Origin of the sequence: Flavobacterium longum (genome assembly GCF_965137575.1) — a bacterium.
Lineage (GTDB): Bacteria > Bacteroidota > Bacteroidia > Flavobacteriales > Flavobacteriaceae > Flavobacterium > Flavobacterium longum.
In genome coordinates this window covers 118,321-138,029 of the sequence record NZ_CBCRZJ010000005.1, presented here as the reverse complement: position 1 = coordinate 138,029, position 19,709 = coordinate 118,321, and the positions used below count along the sequence as shown (strand labels likewise).

General features: G+C 49.8%; 17 protein-coding genes. 8 read left to right on the top strand and 9 right to left on the bottom strand.

From position 1 onward, the window contains the following. Positions 1-65: 65 nt before the first annotated feature. Positions 66-1,031: a Gfo/Idh/MocA family protein gene (locus ACM9J1_RS10200; protein WP_415581936.1), complete on the bottom strand. Its 966-nt coding sequence runs from the start codon at positions 1,029-1,031 to the stop codon at positions 66-68. 200 nt (positions 1,032-1,231) lie between these two features. Here ACM9J1_RS10200 and ACM9J1_RS10195 point away from each other — a divergent pair, with 200 nt between their 5' ends. Further along, positions 1,232-1,873, top strand: a complete 642-nt coding sequence (locus ACM9J1_RS10195; RefSeq protein ID WP_415581935.1) for a protein-L-isoaspartate(D-aspartate) O-methyltransferase — start codon at positions 1,232-1,234, stop codon at positions 1,871-1,873. Then, positions 1,874-3,148, top strand: a complete 1,275-nt coding sequence (locus ACM9J1_RS10190; RefSeq protein ID WP_415581934.1) for a T9SS type A sorting domain-containing protein — start codon at positions 1,874-1,876, stop codon at positions 3,146-3,148. It abuts the gene before it with no gap. Here the strand turns inward: ACM9J1_RS10190 and smpB are convergent. Continuing rightward, a complete protein-coding gene (gene smpB, locus ACM9J1_RS10185) occupies positions 3,145-3,603 on the bottom strand; it encodes an SsrA-binding protein SmpB (protein WP_415581933.1) in 459 nt (152 codons plus the stop codon). The genes ACM9J1_RS10190 and smpB overlap by 4 nt on opposite strands. Before the next feature lie 132 nt (positions 3,604-3,735). Between smpB and ACM9J1_RS10180 the strand changes: the two genes are divergently transcribed. Together ACM9J1_RS10180 and ACM9J1_RS10175 are read left to right on the top strand one after the other, a co-directional pair. Beyond that, on the top strand, positions 3,736-5,268 hold the full coding sequence (locus ACM9J1_RS10180) for a S8 family peptidase (protein WP_415581932.1): 1,533 nt from the start codon (positions 3,736-3,738) through the stop codon (positions 5,266-5,268). A gap of 150 nt (positions 5,269-5,418) precedes the next feature. After that, positions 5,419-6,060 carry a hypothetical protein gene (locus ACM9J1_RS10175; RefSeq protein WP_415581931.1) on the top strand — a complete coding sequence of 214 codons (642 nt, stop codon included), beginning with the start codon at positions 5,419-5,421 and terminating at the stop codon, positions 6,058-6,060. 47 nt (positions 6,061-6,107) lie between these two features. Here ACM9J1_RS10175 and ACM9J1_RS10170 read toward each other — a convergent pair whose 3' ends face one another. Continuing rightward, positions 6,108-7,391, bottom strand: a complete 1,284-nt coding sequence (locus ACM9J1_RS10170; RefSeq protein WP_415581930.1) for an MFS transporter — start codon at positions 7,389-7,391, stop codon at positions 6,108-6,110. A gap of 86 nt (positions 7,392-7,477) precedes the next feature. On the opposite strand from ACM9J1_RS10170, the gene ACM9J1_RS10165 reads away from it, so the two are divergent. Further along, complete coding sequence (locus tag ACM9J1_RS10165) at positions 7,478-8,050, top strand: pentapeptide repeat-containing protein (RefSeq protein ID WP_415581929.1); 573 nt, start codon at positions 7,478-7,480, stop codon at positions 8,048-8,050. Here the strand turns inward: ACM9J1_RS10165 and ACM9J1_RS10160 are convergent. From ACM9J1_RS10160 to glyA, 5 genes are all read right to left on the bottom strand, one after another. Next, entirely contained in the window at positions 8,047-8,553 is a 507-nt protein-coding gene (locus ACM9J1_RS10160) for a GNAT family N-acetyltransferase (protein ID WP_415581928.1), read from the bottom strand. The genes ACM9J1_RS10165 and ACM9J1_RS10160 overlap by 4 nt on opposite strands. Next, a complete protein-coding gene (locus ACM9J1_RS10155; protein WP_415581927.1) occupies positions 8,550-9,104 on the bottom strand; it encodes a hypothetical protein in 555 nt (184 codons plus the stop codon). Before ACM9J1_RS10155 ends, ACM9J1_RS10160 begins: the two co-directional genes overlap by 4 nt. A 6-nt stretch (positions 9,105-9,110) precedes the next feature. Beyond that, complete coding sequence (locus ACM9J1_RS10150; protein ID WP_415581926.1) at positions 9,111-9,704, bottom strand: MiaE family protein; 594 nt, start codon at positions 9,702-9,704, stop codon at positions 9,111-9,113. Positions 9,705-9,736: 32 nt separating this feature from the next. After that, positions 9,737-12,172, bottom strand: coding sequence for an outer membrane beta-barrel protein (locus ACM9J1_RS10145; RefSeq protein WP_415581925.1), 2,436 nt, complete (start codon positions 12,170-12,172; stop codon positions 9,737-9,739). Positions 12,173-12,297: 125 nt separating this feature from the next. Beyond that, a complete protein-coding gene (gene glyA, locus ACM9J1_RS10140) occupies positions 12,298-13,572 on the bottom strand; it encodes a serine hydroxymethyltransferase (protein WP_415581924.1) in 1,275 nt (424 codons plus the stop codon). A 108-nt stretch (positions 13,573-13,680) separates the two neighbouring features. Here glyA and fahA point away from each other — a divergent pair, with 108 nt between their 5' ends. Both fahA and ACM9J1_RS10130 read left to right on the top strand, forming a co-directional pair. Beyond that, positions 13,681-14,964: a fumarylacetoacetase gene (gene fahA, locus ACM9J1_RS10135; RefSeq protein ID WP_415581923.1), complete on the top strand. Its 1,284-nt coding sequence runs from the start codon at positions 13,681-13,683 to the stop codon at positions 14,962-14,964. 115 nt (positions 14,965-15,079) lie between these two features. Then, a complete protein-coding gene (locus tag ACM9J1_RS10130) occupies positions 15,080-16,267 on the top strand; it encodes a hypothetical protein (protein WP_415581922.1) in 1,188 nt (395 codons plus the stop codon). A 55-nt stretch (positions 16,268-16,322) separates the two neighbouring features. Here the strand turns inward: ACM9J1_RS10130 and ytxJ are convergent, their stop codons facing one another. Continuing rightward, positions 16,323-16,709, bottom strand: coding sequence for a bacillithiol system redox-active protein YtxJ (gene ytxJ / locus ACM9J1_RS10125; protein WP_415581921.1), 387 nt, complete (start codon positions 16,707-16,709; stop codon positions 16,323-16,325). 143 nt (positions 16,710-16,852) lie between these two features. Here ytxJ and clpB point away from each other — a divergent pair, with 143 nt between their 5' ends. Further along, a complete protein-coding gene (gene clpB, locus ACM9J1_RS10120; RefSeq protein WP_415581920.1) occupies positions 16,853-19,456 on the top strand; it encodes an ATP-dependent chaperone ClpB in 2,604 nt (867 codons plus the stop codon). Positions 19,457-19,709: the final 253 nt, after the last annotated feature.

The window sequence follows — 19,709 nt, the reverse complement described above, 5'->3', positions numbered from 1 at the left end:
TTGTTTTTCGACCACGAATTCACGAATTTTTTAGGCTTTGATTCACGAATTTGTGGCGTTTCGTTTTATTTTTTAAAGCAATCGATAATCTGGTGTGCCACCCGCAAAGCTTCCGTGCCGTGTTCCAAGGTAACGATAGGCGAGGTGTTGTTATTGATGGCGTCGGCAAAGGTTTCCAGTTCGTCCAGGATGGCGTTGTTCAATTCCACTTCCGGATTCGCGAAATAAATCTGTTTTTTTACACCCTCGGCATTTTGCAAGATCATGTCGAAATCACCCGGCTGTTCCGGCGCGTCTTTCATCTTCACGACTTCGCATTTTTTCTCGAGGAAATCCACAGAAATGTAGGCATCTTTCTGGAAGAAACGCGACTTGCGCATATTCTTGAGTGAAATCCGGCTCGCTGTTAAATTGGCCACGCAACCATTTTCGAATTCAATGCGCGCGTTGGCGATGTCCGGCGTGTCCGAAATCACCGAAACGCCGCTGGCATTGATATGCTTCACGGGCGATTTTACCACGCTCAAAATCACGTCGATGTCGTGGATCATCAAATCCAACACGACCGGAACGTCCGTGCCGCGCGGGTTGAATTCGGCCAAACGGTGTGTTTCGATAAACATCGGCGTCTCAATCATCTCGCGCACGGCCTTGAACGCCGGATTGAACCGTTCCACATGGCCCACTTGGCCTTTTACGCCAAATTCCTGTGCCAGAGCGATGATTTCCTCGGCTTCTTCAATCGTATTGGATATCGGTTTTTCGATAAAGATGTGCTTGCCGGATTTGATGGCCACGCGCGCACATTTGTAATGCGAAAGCGTCGGTGTCACAATATCGATGACGTCAACGGCGTGGATCAAGGTGGCAATGGTATGGAAGTTTTTATACCCGAATTCGCGGGCAATCTTTTCGGCGTTTTCCTGATTCTCGTCGTAAAACCCAACGAGTTCGTATTTTTCCGACTGCTGTAGCAAACGCAGGTGGATTTTTCCTAAATGGCCCGCGCCCAGAACCCCAACTTTTAGCATAAGGTTGTATTTTAAGCAAAAGTAAGAATTGACAATTGATAATTGATAATCGACAATTGTTTTTTTGGGCATCCTTTCGAGATGTTCCTTCTGCAGTAAACGAGGGCTTGCTTCCGACCGTAACGCAGAAAAATGCATGCGGGTCAAATACCCATTGTCAATTGTCAATTATCAACTAATTTTACGCAAATTCCTGCCCATTGAAAGACACTGCAAAACACCAAGGCCTGCGCAACAAACTCGCTGCTTCACTTAGGGAGAAAGGCATTACGGATGAGCGCGTGCTCGATGCCATCCGACGCATTCCGCGCCATTTGTTCCTCGAATCCAGTTTTGAGGATTACGCTTACCAGGACAAACCCTTTCCCATCGGGGCAGGCCAGACCATTTCGCAACCCTATACCGTTGCCTTTCAGACGCAGTTGCTCGAAGTGAAAAAAGACGATAAAATCCTGGAGATCGGTACCGGATCAGGTTACCAAACTGCGGTGCTCGTGGCCTTGGGCGCCAAAGTCTACACGATTGAAAGGCAAAACGAATTGTTCAAGAAGACTTCTTTGCTGCTGCCTAAAATGGGCATCAAACCCAAACACATGTCTTTCGGCGACGGCTACAAAGGCTTGCCCAACTACGCGCCGTTTGACAGCATCATCGTGACGGCCGGCGCGCCCGACATCCCGAACGCGCTCATGGCGCAACTCAAGATCGGTGGCCGTTTGGTCATTCCGGTCGGCGAAGACGTACAGGTCATGACGTTGCTGATCCGGAAAAACGAAAAACAATTTGAGAAACACGAACTCGGCAACTTCCGTTTCGTACCTTTATTGGAAAACAAGAATTAAATGGTCAAGAAATTACTGCTGGTTTTTTTTCCGATTGTGGCCGCCGCACAAGGCTACACGAGTTATTTCACCGGAAACCCGACCAATATCACAACAACGCCTGAATTCGGTGTCTGCATGATGGGCGGCGCGACGGAACACGACAACGCCATGATTTGGCTACTGGAAAAGGCCAACGGCGGCGATGTGGTGGTTCTGCGCTCCTCGGGCAGCAACGGCTACAACGATTATTTGTATTCGGAATTGGGCGTTGATGTCAATTCGGTGGAAACACTCGTCATTACTTCGGTGGCAGGCGCAACCAATCCGTACGTGCTCGACAAAGTGGCCAATGCCGAGATGATTTGGTTTGCCGGCGGCGACCAGTGGAATTACGTATCTTTCTTCAAAGACAATGCGCTTGAGGATTTGCTCAACGCACACGTCAACATCAAACAAGCCCCGATTGGCGGTACCAGCGCCGGGATGGCCATTCTCGGTGGAAAGTACTATTCCGCACAGAACGGAACCATCAGTTCGACTCAGGCCACAAACAATCCGTTTCATGCCAACATGACCATCGGGCAAGACGATTTTCTTCAGATTCCTTTGTTGGCCAACGTCATTACCGATACGCACTATGATAATCCGGATAGGCGTGGCAGGCATGCTGCTTTTTTGGCCAGGCTGAAAGTCAACAATTCGCGTGTTTTCGGGATTGCTTGCAACGAGTACGTCGCGGTCTGCATCGGTACAGATGGCATCGCACGTGTCTTCGGCGACTATCCCGCATATGAAGAATTTGCTTATTTCATTCAGAGCAATTGTAACCTGGCGACTGATTCGGTTCCCGAGGTATGCGCGCCCAATACGCCATTGACCTGGGACTTCGACGGGCAGGCGCTTCAGGTGTACAAAGTTCCCGGAACGATGCACGGCTCGAACTTTTTCAACATAACGGATTGGAATTCGGGTTCCGGCGGTTCGTGGCAAGATTGGTCCGTACAGTCCGCATCGCTCGTGGGCGTAAATGCAGTTGCGCCGCAGTGTGAATTGGGGATTGCCGACTTTGCAGACGATATTGTATTGTCGCCCGTACCTTTTAGGGATTATTTCGCTATCGCTGGCATCACCGGCGCCCGCGTTTCGGTGTATGATGTGCAAGGCCGAGTTGTTTACGAAAAAGATCACGATGATGCGATCTCGATTGAAACTTCGGAGTTTCCATCGGGTTTGTATCTGATTTCAATTGAAAAAGACGGTAAAATCCTCAATAAAAAAGCCGTCAAGAATTAACGACGGAATTCTTTCTTGATGCGGTCCAGGTCGCGCTTGGTGTCGGCTTCCTTCAGGGATTCGCGCTTGTCGTAGGTTTTCTTTCCACGGCACAACCCAATGTCCAGTTTGGCCAGTCCTTTTTCGTTGGTGAAGAGTTTCAGTGGGATAACCGTCAATCCTTTGGTCTGTACATTTCGCTCCAAAGATTTCAACTCGCGTTTGTTCAGCAGCAGTTTCCGCTCGCTCTTGGCTTTGTGGTTGAATTGGTTCCCGAACGCATATTCCTCGATTTGCGTGTTGATGGCGAAAAGCTCGCCGTTGCTGAATTCGCAGAAACCTTCGGTGATGTTGGCCTTGCCCAAACGGATCGACTTGATCTCGGTTCCCGTCAACACCATGCCGGCCGTGTACGTCTCGAGTATTTCGTACTCGAAACGCGCGCGCTTGTTCAGGATGTTGATCGTTTTCAGCATGGTTGCAAAGATACTACTATTTGCGAATCAAGTTTGCGGTTTTCCCGTAGTTGAAAACTATTTATACGTTGTTGATTTGCAGAAGCTTAATTTATTATTTTAGTCTTGCTAACCTTAACACCTAAAAACATCATGTCAAAAAAACTTCTTCAGCTTTCGGCCATTGCCTTGCTGGTTTTCGCATCTTGTTCGCGTGATGAGTCTTTCGACGATGACATCGTGATTCCGACGGCGCAACGCCAGCCACTTTCCGCACAGGAAATCAACAACAGGATCGACAATGCCATCCAGACCAAAGGCAGTTTCAATTGGAAACAATTTTCAGGATACGAGTTGTGGAGCGCGACCATGCATGGCAACCATATCGTTTCCATCGGGTTTGGCGCATCAGCCAACGATTTTGAGCGCGCCAAATCGCCACGCGCCACGCAAACCGAAAATGACCTGCTCGATTTCATCGCGGCATCCGAAGGCGCAGACCGCAAGGCCATTCTCATCGAGTCCGATCCGTTTCTCAACACCGTGGATGTCGTTATTGAAAAACAGGAAACGATTTTGGGATTGCTCAAGAAAAAGAACATCCGCTACATCGAACCCGGCGACTACCGTTATTTCTCGGTTGGCAATGGCATGATGAAACCTGGCGATCTGTCGGAAACCTCTAGTTCGGTCAGTTCGGGGTCGGGCTGTGGCTATGACGCCGTTGCGCTCGCTGCCGCAGATTACACGACCATCGCCCCAAATGCGAAAGCAGGTTGGAGTTTGTACCAACACAATATTCCGACAGCTTGGAATTACAGCACGGGCGCCGGTGTTACGATCGGCATCGTCGATACGGGATTGTCGCCGGAGCAGACTTTGCTCGGCAGCAGTTTTAACGACGGCTATTCTTCCGGGCGGACGCTTCAGAAATTCGGTGCCTATGTAGACTCGATCTGGCCTTGGTCAACCGGAACCGATGGCCCGAATGACGGCTGCGGTCACGGAACAAGCATGGCGTCGGCGGCTGCGGCACCACGGAATGACAACGGAATGCCGGTTGGTGTAGCGTACAATGCAAATCTGTTAACGTACCGGGCGGCTTCCAATGTTGTTTTGGATGGTTATCACGAACAAAATGGCGTCAAGAACGCCTTCACGGCTTTGGGCAATAACGCATCGGTAAAAATCATTTCCATGTCTATGGGCCATATATTCTCCGTCGGCAAGATTTCGGACGGTGTAAAATACGCTTATAATAAAGGAAAGTTGATTTTCTGTGCAGGCGGTACATCAACAAGTTTCACGAATTTCGTCGGGGTGATTTTTCCGGCATCGATGGCTGAAGCGGTAGCGGTGACCGGTGTTAAGGAAGCTACAACCCTGCAAAAATGCGACGATTGCCACAGCGGAAGCAAAATCGAATTCACGGTCGTGATGCAACGCGCCGGCACCGGAAACACCTCGCCGGTGCTCAGCTATTACAACAATGAGACAGATTATGTTGGCGGTTCCTCCGTAGCCACGGCGACCACGGCGGGTATTGCAGCGCTGGTTTGGGCAAAAAACCCGACCTGGACGCGCGCCCAAGTCCTGGACAAGTTGCGGAGATCCGGTAGCAGTTACCCGAACCGGAATGCGGAGTACGGCTATGGCAACATCAATGCTTTGGCCGCCGTGCAATAACATTTCCAATAGATTTTTATCTAAAGCCGTCTTTTTTAGGACGGCTTTTATTTTATACGGCTAAAATAAAATCCGGATGCTGACATTTGTCACTTTAACTAACGGTTGTTAGTCTTAGTTTTGACCTGTAATTTTAAATCCAAACCAAAAATGAAAAAAATTTTATTGATTGCAGGTTTATCACTTTTAAGCTTTGTAGGACAAGCGCAGGAAAAAGAAAGCAAAGGCCTTGAAGGCGCATGGTTTGCCACTTCTCAGTTTGGTTACCAACAAAGCAAAACCGCCGATGTCAAACATACCAATATGTCTGTCATTCCAATCGTAGGTACTTTTGTTACGCCTTCGGTTGCCGTTGGTGCAGGTGTGGGTTATGTGAACATCAAGTCTGACAGCGACGCAGGAACTGCAGCAAATACCGGAATCCTCGTTGTTGAACCACTCGTAAGGAAATATTGGAACATCGCAGGAAACTTCTATTTCTTTGGTCAGGTGGCCGCTCCGATTATGTCGGGCAAAGAAAAAGAGAGCGATCTTAAAGTAACGCAGTTCGGTGTATCCATGTCTGGTGGCTTTGACTTTTTCGTGACCAAGAATTTCTCAGTGGAATTCTCTTATGACTTGGCCAACTTTACTTCGACCACATTGAAACCAGATAGCGGCGATAAAACAACCGTAAATAACTTTTCGGTAGCCCACGTAGCAACAGTAGATCCGGTTTACGTTGATGCCCTTGGCGGTAGCATGCCAAACCTGACTTCCCCATTATCATTCGGATTTAAGTTTGTGTTTTAAAATTAAAGATTCGGACGAGAGCCGCCATCCAAAAGATGGCGGTTTTTTTATTCCTTTTCCTTGTCGTCGAAGCTGAAATTGCGCAACTGCGGTGCCTTGAAGAAAGTGAAAGCCACGACGCCCAGCGTAATGAAACCGCCGGTTACAACGGCACGGACGGTTCCGAGCCAATGCGCCATGACACCGCTCTCAAAGTCGCCCAACTCATTGGAAGAACTCACGAACATCGTATTTACGGCGGCCACACGGCCGCGCATGGCATCCGGTGTAACCAATTGCAGGATCGTACTTCGGATCACCACGCTCACCGCATCGAACATCCCTGAAAATAGTAACATCAGTACAGAAAGGTAGAAGTTTTTCGATATGCCGAAGATGATGATTGAAATGGCAAAACCGGCCACGCATGCGAACAATTTCTTCCCCGGGTTGGTCTTCAACGGCAAAAATGCGAGCAGGCCTAAAGTGATCAGTGCGCCAACACCGGGCGCAGCGCGCAATATCCCGAAGCCCATTTCGTTGACCTGCAGGATTTCCTTTTGATACACGGGCAGCAATGCCACCGCGCCGCCGAACAGCACCGAAAACATATCCAGGCATTGAGCGCCAAGTAAAGCCGGGGTTTTCCAGACGAATTTCAGTCCTTCGGTGACGCTTTTCAGCACCGGTTCTTTTTCTTTCTTTAAAATCGGTTTTATACCGATGGCCAGCAACGGCACCAAGAGAATCAGCAATAGGATGACCACCGCGAACAGTCCGTAATCAATCCCGACCAGCGCAATCAGGAAACCCGCTGCCAATGGTCCGAGCACGGCACCGAATTGCCACGACATGCTGCTCCAACTCGTCGCGTTCGGATAATGATGCCGCGGCACGACAAGCCCAAACAGCGCAAACATCGATGGGCTGTAAAAGGCGCGCAACACGCCGCCCAAAAAGACGAGCACGTAAATGATGCAGAGCAAAACTTTGAATTCCAAGGATTGTTGCACGCGCGGCAAGGCCAGGAAAAATAGCGCCGCCGAAATGACGATGTAGCCCAATACGCACCACAACACCATTTTCCGTTTTTCGTTATGGTCCACGACATGGCCTGAGAACAGCGAACACGAAATGGCCGGAATCACTTCGGCAAGCCCGACAAAGCCCAGCGCCAACTTGTCTGTCGTGACATGATAGACCCAGTAATAAATAATTGTCGATTGCAGGTTCAGTCCGAAAATAACACCAAAGCGCACGAGCAAGTACAGGTTGAATTCCCTGATTTTCAACGCAGGGTTTTTTCCGAAAAATCCTTTGGTGATGGATTCCTGTTGTTCAGATTCGGTCATGGAAGCGGTTTGTCGCCGTAAATGTACGGTTTGGCATCGACATTTCTTTACAAAATATCCATGGGGAAAAGCGTATTTTTACACCGATGGGCGCATACATTCTCCAACAGGAATTCAAAGGAATCCAATACAGCCGCGAAGACTTGAACCTGAAAGAGTTCGAGCGTTGCATTTTTGATCGGTGTGACTTTTCGGCCTGCAATTTCATCGGGGTAACATTCATCGATTGCCATTTCAAGGACTGCACTTTTACGGGCGCGAAAATCAATCACGTGGCTTTCCGTACGGTCCATTTTGAGCATTGCCTCATGCAGGACATCAACTTTTCGATGTGCGACAAACTCATCTTCGAAATGCACTTTTCCCATTGCGTACTCGATTTCAGCAAATTCTACACATTGAAAGTGCGCTGCATGTCGTTCATTTCCTGCAGCATGATTGCCGTAGATTTCATGAAAGCCGATTTGACCGAAGCCATCTTCGACCATTGCGATCTCTACAAAGCGGTATTCAGCCAGACGGTTTTGGAAAAGGCCGATTTCCGCACGGCGTCGAATTTTTCCATCGATCCGGAAAGGAACAAGATCAAACGCGCGATGTTCGCCATCGGGAATGTCAAAGGATTGCTCGAGACCTACGGGATTGTCGTCTCGGATTAACGCAACGGTTTTTCCATGATGTAGTCTTCCATCAAATAGCCACGGCCAATGTTGATGTCGGTTTTGGCCACGATTTCGAAACCCAGATGCTGGTAGAAAGTGAGCGCCTTGTTGAACCGATTGACGTTCAGGGTCAGTTTTTTCGCGCCGTGTTGGCGGGCTTGGTGTTCGATGGTTTCCATCAGTTTCTGGCCGATGCCTTTGCCCTGCGTCTGCGGAAGGACGTAAATCTTCGGGATTTTAGTGGTGGATTTCTCCGGCTGATCGTGGACAAACGATGCAAAACCCAGCATTTCATCGTTTTCTCTGGCGAGCAGGAAATGATGGCCGTCGTCCAGATTGGCGTTCAACGATTCGGTCGAGTAGAAGCGCTCCAGCATGTACGCGATTTGTTCCGCACTCAAGATGTCGCCGTAGGTTACCGGCCAAGTGCGTCGGGCGATGTCCTGGATAATGTTGAGTTCGTTGGGCTGGACTTCTTTGATTTGGATCATGTCATTCATTCGCTGATGGTTTCTCTTCTCAATTCGGCCCTGGCATGCGCGGTCAAATGTATCCGGAATGCTTTTGCAGTAAGGAAATGGGGCTTTTCACGGCTTTGGAAAATCTCTTCATCATAGCCGTACAGATTTGGTTCAAAGCGGATTTTGTGCGAGAACATCCACAGGTCTTTCTTTTCCTGTCCTTGCAGTTCGTTGACTTCCGCCACTTTTATCTCGACGATGATTTTGTTTTCGTCCCGCAAGTCGCGCTTCATCAGCGGCACTTTCAACCACAATAAGTAAAGGAGGAAAATAATGGTGGCGACGGGCAACACGATAAACAACAGCACGTTCATTGCCCCGAACTCAAAGAACAAAAATGGCGACTGGCGTTCCAACGGCCGCGACGACCGGCTGCACATATCCAAAATGCCAATCGGTACGAAAAGCGGAAACCCAAAGAATATGGCGGCGTACTTGACCATTTTCCATGTCCAGCGCTGGTTTCTGTCCACGAGCGCATCGAGCGCCATGTAGTCTTCATGGGTGAACTTTTCGGTTGCGGTTTCCATCGGAAATTAACCGTGAATGGTTTCCCGCGTGCCGTATTTTGCAATGACCGACGCCTCGAAATCCAGCCATTCGCGCCAGCGTTTTTCCACATCGATGTTTTTGCCGTATTTTCTGGCGTAACCGATAAACGTCGTGTAATGGTTGGCTTCGCTTTCCATGAGTTCGCGATAAAATTTGGCCAGTTCCGGATCTTTGATGTTTTCAGACAATACTTTGAAACGCTCGCAGCTACGGGCTTCAATCATCGCCGAAAAAAGCAACCGTTCCACCAAACCCGATTCGCGGGTGCCATTAGAATTTTGCTTCATGTACTGCGCCAGTTCGCCCACGTATTCATCCTTGCGCTCACGGCCTAGTTTCAGCCCGCGTTGCTGGATGATCTGATGTACCATTTCAAAATGTTCCAATTCTTCCTTGGCCAGCGCCAGCATGTCGGCGACCAAATCTGGATATTCGTTGTTGACCGTGACCAGCGTAATGGCGTTCGTGGCGGCTTTTTGTTCGCACCAGGCATGGTCGGTCAGGATTTCCTCGATGTTGCTTTCCACGATGTTGACCCAGCGCGGGTCGGTCGGCAATTGCAGTCTGAAGGTTGACATAAACGGCTTTTTTCGTGCTTCAAAAGTACAAATTAATTTTCCTTTACGCGGTTTTTCTCGCTTTCGGCTCCGCTGGCATCGTGCTGGTCTTTGGGTTGGAAAGACTTTCCGAAACTGTAGGTGAAGGTCAGTGCGACGAATCGGCTGTCGGGTTTGTTGACCCAACTGGCGTCGGTAAGCCTCAGGTTGTTGATGGTGCCCGTGCGGATCCCGGAATAGAAAATATCGTTGCCCGACAATTTGACGCTGGCTTTGCCGTCCATGATTTTTTTCTGGATGCCCACGCTGATTTGACCGATGTCGCCCAACACAAACTGCGTAGAGACGACTTCCGTCTGATAAAATCCGGAGGCTTCCGCGGTCCAATCTTTTGAAATCTTGATTTGGTTGTTGACCGAAATATACCACCAGTTACCGGCCGCATTCAGTGATTCGGTGTACAATTTACTCTCATATTCACCGCGCGTGATTTCGGTGTAGAGATTTGTCGTCAGCCATTTCGCGAACGGGATTTGTGCGTTCATGTTCCAGCTGTAGTAGCGGCTTCTGCCTATGTTGCCTGGGCGGCTGTAGTATACGCCATCGGTGATTTCGATGGTTTCGTTGATATCGTCTTTTGAATGGCTGTAGCTCAACGTCGTCGAAAAATAGCCTTTGTACCGATAGGATAGTTCGTAGTTCTGCGAAAACGAAGGGTTCAGGTAAGGGTTGCCGGCGTAAAACGTAAACTTATCCAGTGGGCTGACGAAAGGATTGAGGTCTTCGTAATACGGCCGGTTGATGCGTCTGCCATACGACGTTACCAATGAATGATCGCCGATGGAGTCGAGCTTATACTGAACATAGACCGTAGGGAAGAGATTTGTGTATTTTTTGGTAAAGCGGGATTCAGGCTTTTCCGGATTGCCCAACTGGTGGCCTTTCGATGTCGTATGTTCCAATCGAAGCCCGGTTTGGAGTGTCCAACGTCCGTAGCTGGTGTTGAAGTTCACATAGCCGGCCTGGATGATTTCATCGTATTTGAAATGGTTGCTCAAGTCGTAATCAGGCGTTTCGATGCCGCCCGCAATGTTGCGGTAATCGGCGGTATTGTCCGTTTTCGACACGCTCACTTTGTATCCGGTTTCAATAAGGCCATCGTTTTTTATCGGCTGCGAATAGTCGGTCTTGAACGAATAAATATCAATATCCGACGGAAGGTAGCCGGTAGATTCATCTTGTCCGCTCAAGGATTGGTCGGGCTGGTAGATGAAATTCCGGAAGCGTTGGTCGGCTTTGCTGATGTAACTGAGATAATCTGCATCGGCAGTGATTTTGCCTTTCTTGAGATTGTGGCGGAAATTCAGGTTCGCGCCTACATTGCTAAATCGGCTTCGGACGGTATTGTTGGCAATGATGGTCGAGTCAAGCACGCGGTTGGCATCGCTGATGGTGCTTCCCACGTCCGACACCGTACTGCGCGCACGCGAAACGCCGTTGATATTCACCCCGAACGTGGTGTTTTCGGTGGCATAGTAATCAAGCCCGGCCAAAGCGTTGACGGCATTGGCCTTCCCCGTCAGGTCGCTGTATTGGTCAAAGTAACTCTGCGTGGTACCATCTTGATTGCGGAAACGACGGTAAATGTAGAGGTCGTTTTTATTTTGGTTGTGTGCATAGCCGATGTTCCCGAAAATCCGCACATTGTCGTTAAGGTAGTTGATGTTAATGCCTTCACGCGTGTTCGGGCGTTTTCCCAATGAAGCGCGCGCCGAAACGCTGCCGTTGAAACCGCGCGCCTTGGATTTCCGCGTTACGATGTTGATCACGCCCGCGCTGCCGGCCGCATCGTATTTCGCCGGTGGATTGGTCATGAGTTCGATTTGGTTGAGCGTGCTGGCGGGAAGAGATTTCAGGTAGGCTTCAAGATCGGCGCCCGAAAGGTACGTCGGCTTGTCGTCGATGAACACGGCAACGCCCGACTTTCCTTTGTAGGTAATCGTACCGTTTTGATCGACGACGATGCCGGGTGATTTTTCCAGGACATCCATCGCATCGCCGCCGGCTGCCGTAATCATCGCATCCACGTTGACGACGGTTTTGTCGATTTTATTTTCCACCATCGGTTTTTTCTTCTCGACAACCACTTCACCCAGTTGGTTGACGGTAGGTTGCAATGCGATTTCGGGAACTTTGACCTCGGTTTGCCCCGACAGGCGGATTAAGTCGCTCTTGTACGGGACGAATCCAGCGTCGTCTATCGCAATGAGATAATCGCCATCGGCCACATTCAGGAAACGGAAACTTCCGTTGGTTTCGCTGAGCTGTGTCTTGACCAAGTTGGCGCCATCGGCCGATAACAATTGTACGAGCACGGTTTCCGTCGTCGTCGGAAACTTAACTTGTCCATTAATGGTGCCCGACTGGGCCATCGCAAAGGCCGGTAACAGCCAGAGTGCGACCAGTAGATTGAAAAGTCTGATGTGCATTGATTGATGATTGATGACGATAAGTTTACGCAAACAGGAAATCGTTACAAATCGATGGTCATTTGCATAAAAAAACCTGTAGCGTTTTAGGCTACAGGCTATTTCATGTGATGTTCAGCTCTTTTTTAGAACACAAAAATTGCCCGTTCACTCATCATCTCAAAAACCGCTTCCCCGACCGATTCAATCACGGCTTCGTCGTTGATGTTCATCAACACACGGTCAATGTATTCCACAACCGTATCCATGTCCGACTCCACCAAACCGCGTGTGGTAATCGCGGCCGTTCCTACGCGGATGCCCGAGGTAACAAACGGTGATTTGTCGTCAAAAGGCACCATGTTTTTGTTTACGGTGATTTCGGCTTTCACCAATGCGTTTTCGGCTTCTTTGCCCGAAATGCCTTTGTTGCGCAGGTCAATCAACATCATGTGGTTGTCCGTGCCGCCGGAAATGATATTGTAATCGCGTTTCACGAAAGCCTCGGCCATCGCGGTCGCATTTTTTTGCACCTGCATGGCATAACGGAAAAACTCGTCGGACAAGCATTCACCGAACGCCACCGCTTTCGCTGCGATGATGTGCATGAGCGGGCCGCCCTGGTTGCCCGGAAAAACGGCCATGTCCAACAAGTTTGACATCATTTTCACTTCGCCTTTCGGGGTGAGCTGGCCAAACGGGTTCGGGAAATCCTTGCCCATCATGATCATGCCGCCGCGCGGTCCTCGAAGGGTTTTGTGCGTGGTTGTCGTGACGATATGGCAATGCGGAATCGGGTCGTTGAGCAATCCTTTGGCAATTAGTCCTGCTGGGTGCGAGATATCGGCCATCAATATCGCATCGACGCTGTCTGCAATTTCGCGGAAACGCTTGAAATCCATGTCACGCGAATAGGCCGACGCACCCGCAATAATCAATTTCGGACGTTCTTTGGTGGCCACTTCCTGAACTTTGTCGTAATCGATACGTCCGGTTTCCTTATCCACGCCGTAAAAAACGGGTTGGTAGAGTTTTCCGGAGAAATTCACCGGTGAACCATGCGTCAAATGTCCGCCGTGCGACAAATCGAACCCAAGGATTTTATCGCCGGGTTTCAAACAAGCGGCGTAAACGGCCGTGTTGGCCTGAGAACCAGAATGTGGCTGGACGTTGACGTACTCGGCACCGAACAGCGCCTTGGCACGGTCAATCGCGATCTGTTCGACGATGTCAACGACTTCGCATCCGCCATAATAACGCTTGCCGGGATAACCCTCGGCGTATTTGTTCGTGAGTACCGAACCGGCAGCCTCGAGCACGCCGTCGCTCACAAAATTCTCAGAGGCAATAAGTTCAAGTCCGTGGATTTGCCTGTCTTGTTCGTCAAGGATCAGGTCGAAGATTTGTTCGTCGCGTCGCATGTGGTTTTTTCGTTAAATTGCTGTCAAAAATACGAAAAACGTTTTGTACAACGAATGTTAATTTTATATTTGGACACCATTCAAACCAAAAAAATCCAATCCTAGAAAATGCCGATAACCGCCAATAATTCCAGCCGAAAATCATGGCTCGATGTCTCAAATGACAGCGATTTTCCGATACAGAATATCCCGTTCGGGGTTTTCCTCACCAAAGACGATGTGATCACCATCGGTACGCGCATCGGCGACTATGCCATCGATCTTGGCGCGTTGCAGCAACTCAACTATTTTGATGGCATCGAACTCACCGACGACATGTTCATGCAGGACACGCTGAACGATTTTATTTCGGACGGCAAAAAGACGTGGCGTTTGGTGCGCAACCGCATCGCTGATATTTTCGATGAGCGCAACCCGCAACTCCGCGACAATGCATCGCACCGCGAAATCGTCATCTTCAAGATGGACGAAGTGGAAATGCAATTGCCCGTGATGATTGGAGACTATACTGATTTTTATTCCAGCAAGGAACACGCGACCAACGTCGGGAAAATGTTCCGCGACCCAGAAAATGCTTTGCTTCCGAATTGGCTGCATATTCCCGTGGGTTATCATGGGCGCAGTTCGACGATTATTCCGTCGGGCATTTCCATCCACAGGCCAATGGGACAAACCTTGCCGAACGGACAAAAGACGCCGGTATTCGGGCCTTCGCAACTCATCGATTTCGAATTGGAGACGGCGTTCATCACCACCGATGCCAACATCATGGGCGAGAACATTCCCGTACACGAAGCCGCCGATTATATTTTCGGTATGGTGTTGATGAACGACTGGAGTGCGCGCGACATCCAGAAATGGGAATATGTACCGCTCGGGCCGTTCCTGGCCAAAAATTTTGCGACGGCCATTTCACCCTGGATCGTAACGATGGACGCTCTCGAACCCTTTAAGACCAAAGGACCAAAGCAGGAACCGATGCCGCTGCCTTATCTGCAGATCAAAGGAAAACAAGCCTACGACATACATCTTGAAGTTTCCATCGAACCCGAAAACGCCGCGCCCACAGTCGTATCAAGATCGAACGCGAAGTATTTATACTGGAGCATGAGCCAGCAGTTGGCGCACCATGCTTCCAACGGATGCCGCATCAATTCTGGCGACATGATGGGCTCGGGGACGATTTCCGGGCCAACGCCTGAAAGTTTCGGCTCGATGCTGGAGCTTACCTGGGGCGGCAAGAATCCAATCAAGATGAGTGACGGCACAGAAAGGCGTTTCATCAACGACGGCGATACGGTAAGCATCAAAGGTTGGTGCGAAAACGAAAAAGTACGCATCGGATTTGGCGAAGTATGCAACAAATTGCTGCCGCCATTCTCCGGAAAATAAAATAAAGCCCCGAATAGTACGGGGCTTTTTCTTTGGCACATTGCTTGGTTGCGGCCGGAAAACTATCTTTGTACCCGATGCCGCAAGGCTGAACCGTACGTAAACACTTTCCACCATGAACAAAATTACTTCCGCCGTCCTTTTGCTATTGGTCATCGCTGGTTGCAGCGGTGTCAAGCAAGCCCAAAGCGAACTCTCTTCCGGCAATTACGACGAGACTATCGCCATCGCCACAGACAAACTCCGAAACAACAAAGACGCGAAACGCAAACAAGAACACATTTACCTGCTCGAGGAAGCCTTTGCCAAGGCCAAGGAACGCGACCTTTCCGCCATCGCGCTTTGGGTGAAGGAAGGAAATCCCCAAAACTACGAGCAGATTTATGAAACCTATCTGAAACTCAACCGCAGGCAAGAGCAAATCAAGCCACTGTTGCCGTTGAAACTGCTCAACGAAAACCGCAACGCCAACTTCGCATTCGACGATTATTCAGACCAGATCGTGAGCAGCAAGAACGCCCTTTCCAAATTCCTTTACGACAATACCAAGTCGCTTATGAAAAACCCGGACAAGATGATCGTGCGGCGCGCATATGACGATTTGGTCTATCTCAACACCATCAATCCCGGTTATAAAGACGTGTCCAACCTTATGCAGGAAGCGCTCGCCAAAGGAACCGATTATGTGCACGTTTATACCGAGAACGAAAGCAACGTCATGATTCCGTACCGTCTTGAAGGCGATTTGCTTGATTTCAGTACGTTCGGGCTCAACGACAAATGGACGGCCTACCACAGCACCAAACAGAAAAACATTAATTATGATTATGCGATGATGATTGGGTTCAGGCAAATCAATGTCTCGCCGGAACAACTCCGAGAGAAAGAGTTTTCACGCGAAAAAGACATCGTTGTCGGGAAAAAGAAAAAGCTGGACCGCAACGGAAATGTCGTCCGGGACAGTCTGGGCAACGCCATTATGATTGACGATGTGCGTCACGTAACGGCCACGGTCTTGGAAGTAAGGCAGTTCAAATCCTGCCAGGTAACAGCCAAAGTGGATTATCTCGATTTGCGGACCAACCAATTGATCCAGACTTTCCCCATCACGAGTGAGTTTGTCTTCGAGAACATTTATGCCCGATGCCGCGGCGACAAGCGTGCGGTGGAACAGGAATACCATCAGTTTTTCGAGCACCGCGCCGTACCGTTCCCGAGCAGCGAGCAAATGGTGTATGACACAGGCGAAGACCTGAAGGCCAAAATCAAGGACATCATCCAGAGGAACAAGTTCAGGCGATAGTCTTTTCAAAATTAACTAAGCCACGAATTCACGAATTGCCTGTGAGTTCGTGGTTTTATATTTTGTCTTGCAGGGCAATCGCGTCGATTTCGTGGTGCGACGCGTCGAAAACGCATTTCTCGCTCTTGATGACCAGGATTTGCGGCGACTCATGTACAACCGAAAACCGCTCGGCGATGGCGTTCGAGATGTCCCGATGGTTCAATAAGTCCAGAAAATAGGGTTGGAGTTGGCTTTCGTCAAAATTATATTCTTTCTCGAATTGCTTCAATACCATCCGGCTGATGCCACAACGCGTGGAATGCTTAAAGATCAGTACCGGTTGGGCTGCGGAAACCAACGCCAAGTCTGCCAACTGCGCTTTATCTGTTAAATTTATCCAGGGTATCGCAGATTCCATCGTACCTTTATTATTCCCCAAAAGTTTATCGAAAATCCCCATTTCGTCATGTTTTAAGACATTTTGTCTGTGAAAGTTACGGGCAATCCGCCATTCCGTCAGCGGTTTTCCGTTGGAATGTTAATTGACTGGCCCGCCGCAAAATTACACAATCAAATCCCCAAAACTGAAAAACTTATTTTAAAATGAACATCAACAATTTTACAATCAAGTCGCAGGAAGCTTTGCAGCACGCCCAACAGCTCGCGCAAAGCCTCGGCCAGCAGCAGATCGAGAACGAGCACTTGATGCAATCGATTTTCGAGGTCGACGAAAGCGTTGCGCCGTTCCTGCTCAAGAAACTCAACGTCAACGTGCCGCTGTTTAAGCAAGTGTTGGACAGTACCATCAATAGTTTCCCAAGAGTCTCCGGTGGCGATCTGCAATTTTCCCGTGAAGCCGCAAAAACTTTGAACGAAGCGAGTATCGTTGCCAAGAAAATGAACGATGAATTCGTCTCGATTGAGCATTTGGTGCTGGCAATCTTCAAATCGTCGAGTAAGGTCGCCCAGATACTGAAAGACCAAGGTGTCACCGAAAAAGGTCTGATGACGGCCATCCAGGATTTGCGGAAAGGCGAACGCGTGACGTCGGCTTCTGCGGAAGAAACCTATAATTCGTTGTCCAAGTACGCCAAAAACCTCAATGAATTGGCGCGCAACGGCAAGCTCGATCCGGTCATTGGCCGCGACGAGGAAATCAGGCGCGTGTTGCAGATCCTGACGCGGCGCACCAAGAACAACCCCATGCTGGTGGGCGAGCCGGGCGTTGGTAAAACCGCCATTGCGGAAGGTTTGGCGCACCGCATCGTGGACGGCGACGTACCGGAGAACCTCAAGGATAAAATCATTTATTCGCTGGACATGGGCGCGCTCATTGCCGGGGCGAAATACAAAGGAGAATTCGAGGAACGCCTCAAATCAGTGGTGAAGGAAGTGACGACATCCGAAGGCGACATCGTTTTATTTATTGACGAAATCCACACGCTGGTTGGAGCGGGCGGTGGCGAAGGTGCGATGGATGCCGCAAACATCCTCAAACCGGCATTGGCCCGCGGGGAATTGCGCGCCATTGGTGCCACGACGCTCGACGAATACCAAAAATATTTCGAAAAAGACAAAGCGCTCGAACGTCGTTTCCAGAAAGTACTGGTGGACGAGCCTGATACCGAAAGCGCGATTTCGATCCTGCGCGGCATCAAGGAAAAATACGAGACACACCACAAAGTACGCATCAAGGACGACGCGATCATTGCCGCCGTGGAACTGTCGCAACGGTACATCACCAGCCGATTTCTTCCCGATAAGGCGATTGACCTGATGGACGAGGCGGCTTCTAAACTCCGGATGGAAATCAACTCCAAACCCGAGGAATTGGACGTACTGGACCGTCGTATCATGCAATTGGAAATCGAAATCGCGGCCATCAAACGTGAAAACGACGAAAGCAAACTCAAGACGTTAGGGCTGGAACTTGCAAACCTGAAGGAAGAGCGCAACGAGATTTTCGCCAAATGGAAGTCTGAGAAAGATGTCGTGGACAATATCCAGAACGTCAAGACCGATATTGAAAATTTCAAGCTTGAAGCCGAGCGTGCCGAACGCGATGGCGACTACGGGAAAGTGGCCGAAATCCGGTACGGAAAAATCAAGGAAGCGCAGGAAAAGCTAGACATGCTGCAGCAACAACTCGCCGAAAATCAAGCTGGCAAGTCGTTGATCAAGGAAGAAGTCACCCGTGAAGATATTGCCGAGGTCGTAGCCAAATGGACCGGCATCCCAGTGATGAAAATGCTGCAGGGCGAACGAGAAAAACTGCTGCATCTGGAAGAGGAACTCCACAAACGCGTGGTCGGGCAGGAGGAAGCCATCGAAGCCATTTCGGATGCCGTACGCCGTAGCCGCGCCGGATTGCAGGATGTCAAGAAACCGATTGGATCGTTCTTATTCCTCGGAACAACGGGCGTCGGCAAAACGGAGCTGGCCAAGGCGCTGGCCGAATATTTATTCGACGATGAAAACGCCATGACGCGCATTGACATGAGTGAATACCAAGAACGCCACAGTGTGAGCCGTTTGGTGGGCGCGCCTCCGGGCTACGTAGGTTACGATGAAGGAGGCCAACTCACTGAGGCGGTACGCAGGAAACCGTATTCCGTTGTACTGTTGGATGAGATTGAAAAAGCGCATCCGGACACGTTCAACATTTTGTTGCAAGTGCTCGACGAAGGCCGTTTGACCGACAACAAAGGCCGTCTGGCGGACTTCAAGAATACGATCATCATCATGACGTCGAACATGGGTAGCGCCATCATTCAGGAAAAATTCGAAAACTTAAAAGGCGGCGTTGAAGCGGCAACGGAAGCAGCGAAAAACGAAGTTTTGGGCTTGCTCAAGCAAACGGTTAGGCCGGAGTTCATCAACAGGATAGACGAAATCGTCATGTTTACACCACTGACCGATGCAAACATCAAGCAAATCGTCGGCTTGCAACTCAAGTCTGTGACCAAGATGTTGGCGCAGCAGCACATCACGCTTGACGCCACGCCGGAAGCGATTGACTACCTGGCCGAGAAAGGCTATGACCCGCAATTTGGCGCGCGTCCGGTGAAACGTGTCATCCAGCGCGAGGTGTTGAACCAGCTGTCGAAGGAAATCCTGGCCGGGAAAATCACGACGGACAGCATCATTTTGCTGGATAGTTTTGACCGACAACTCGTGTTCCGGAACCAGGCGGAATTGGCGCAGTAAGAAATAGGATTAGATAGGAAGCCCACGTTTTGTGGGCTTTTTTTTTGGTTGTTGGTTCACTTGTTTGTTCGAATTGCTGGGTTGATGAAGATTTTCGTTGCGTTAGGGATGGAAGTATAAATCCTTTTTTGGCCGGCCGAGTGCGGCGGTAGCCGTATATCGAGGCCACCAAAAAAGATTGTAACGGACAGCCCGACGGCGGAAATGGCGTATCGGCGGATTGGCATAGTTGGATCCGCCGGAACGCCCCACT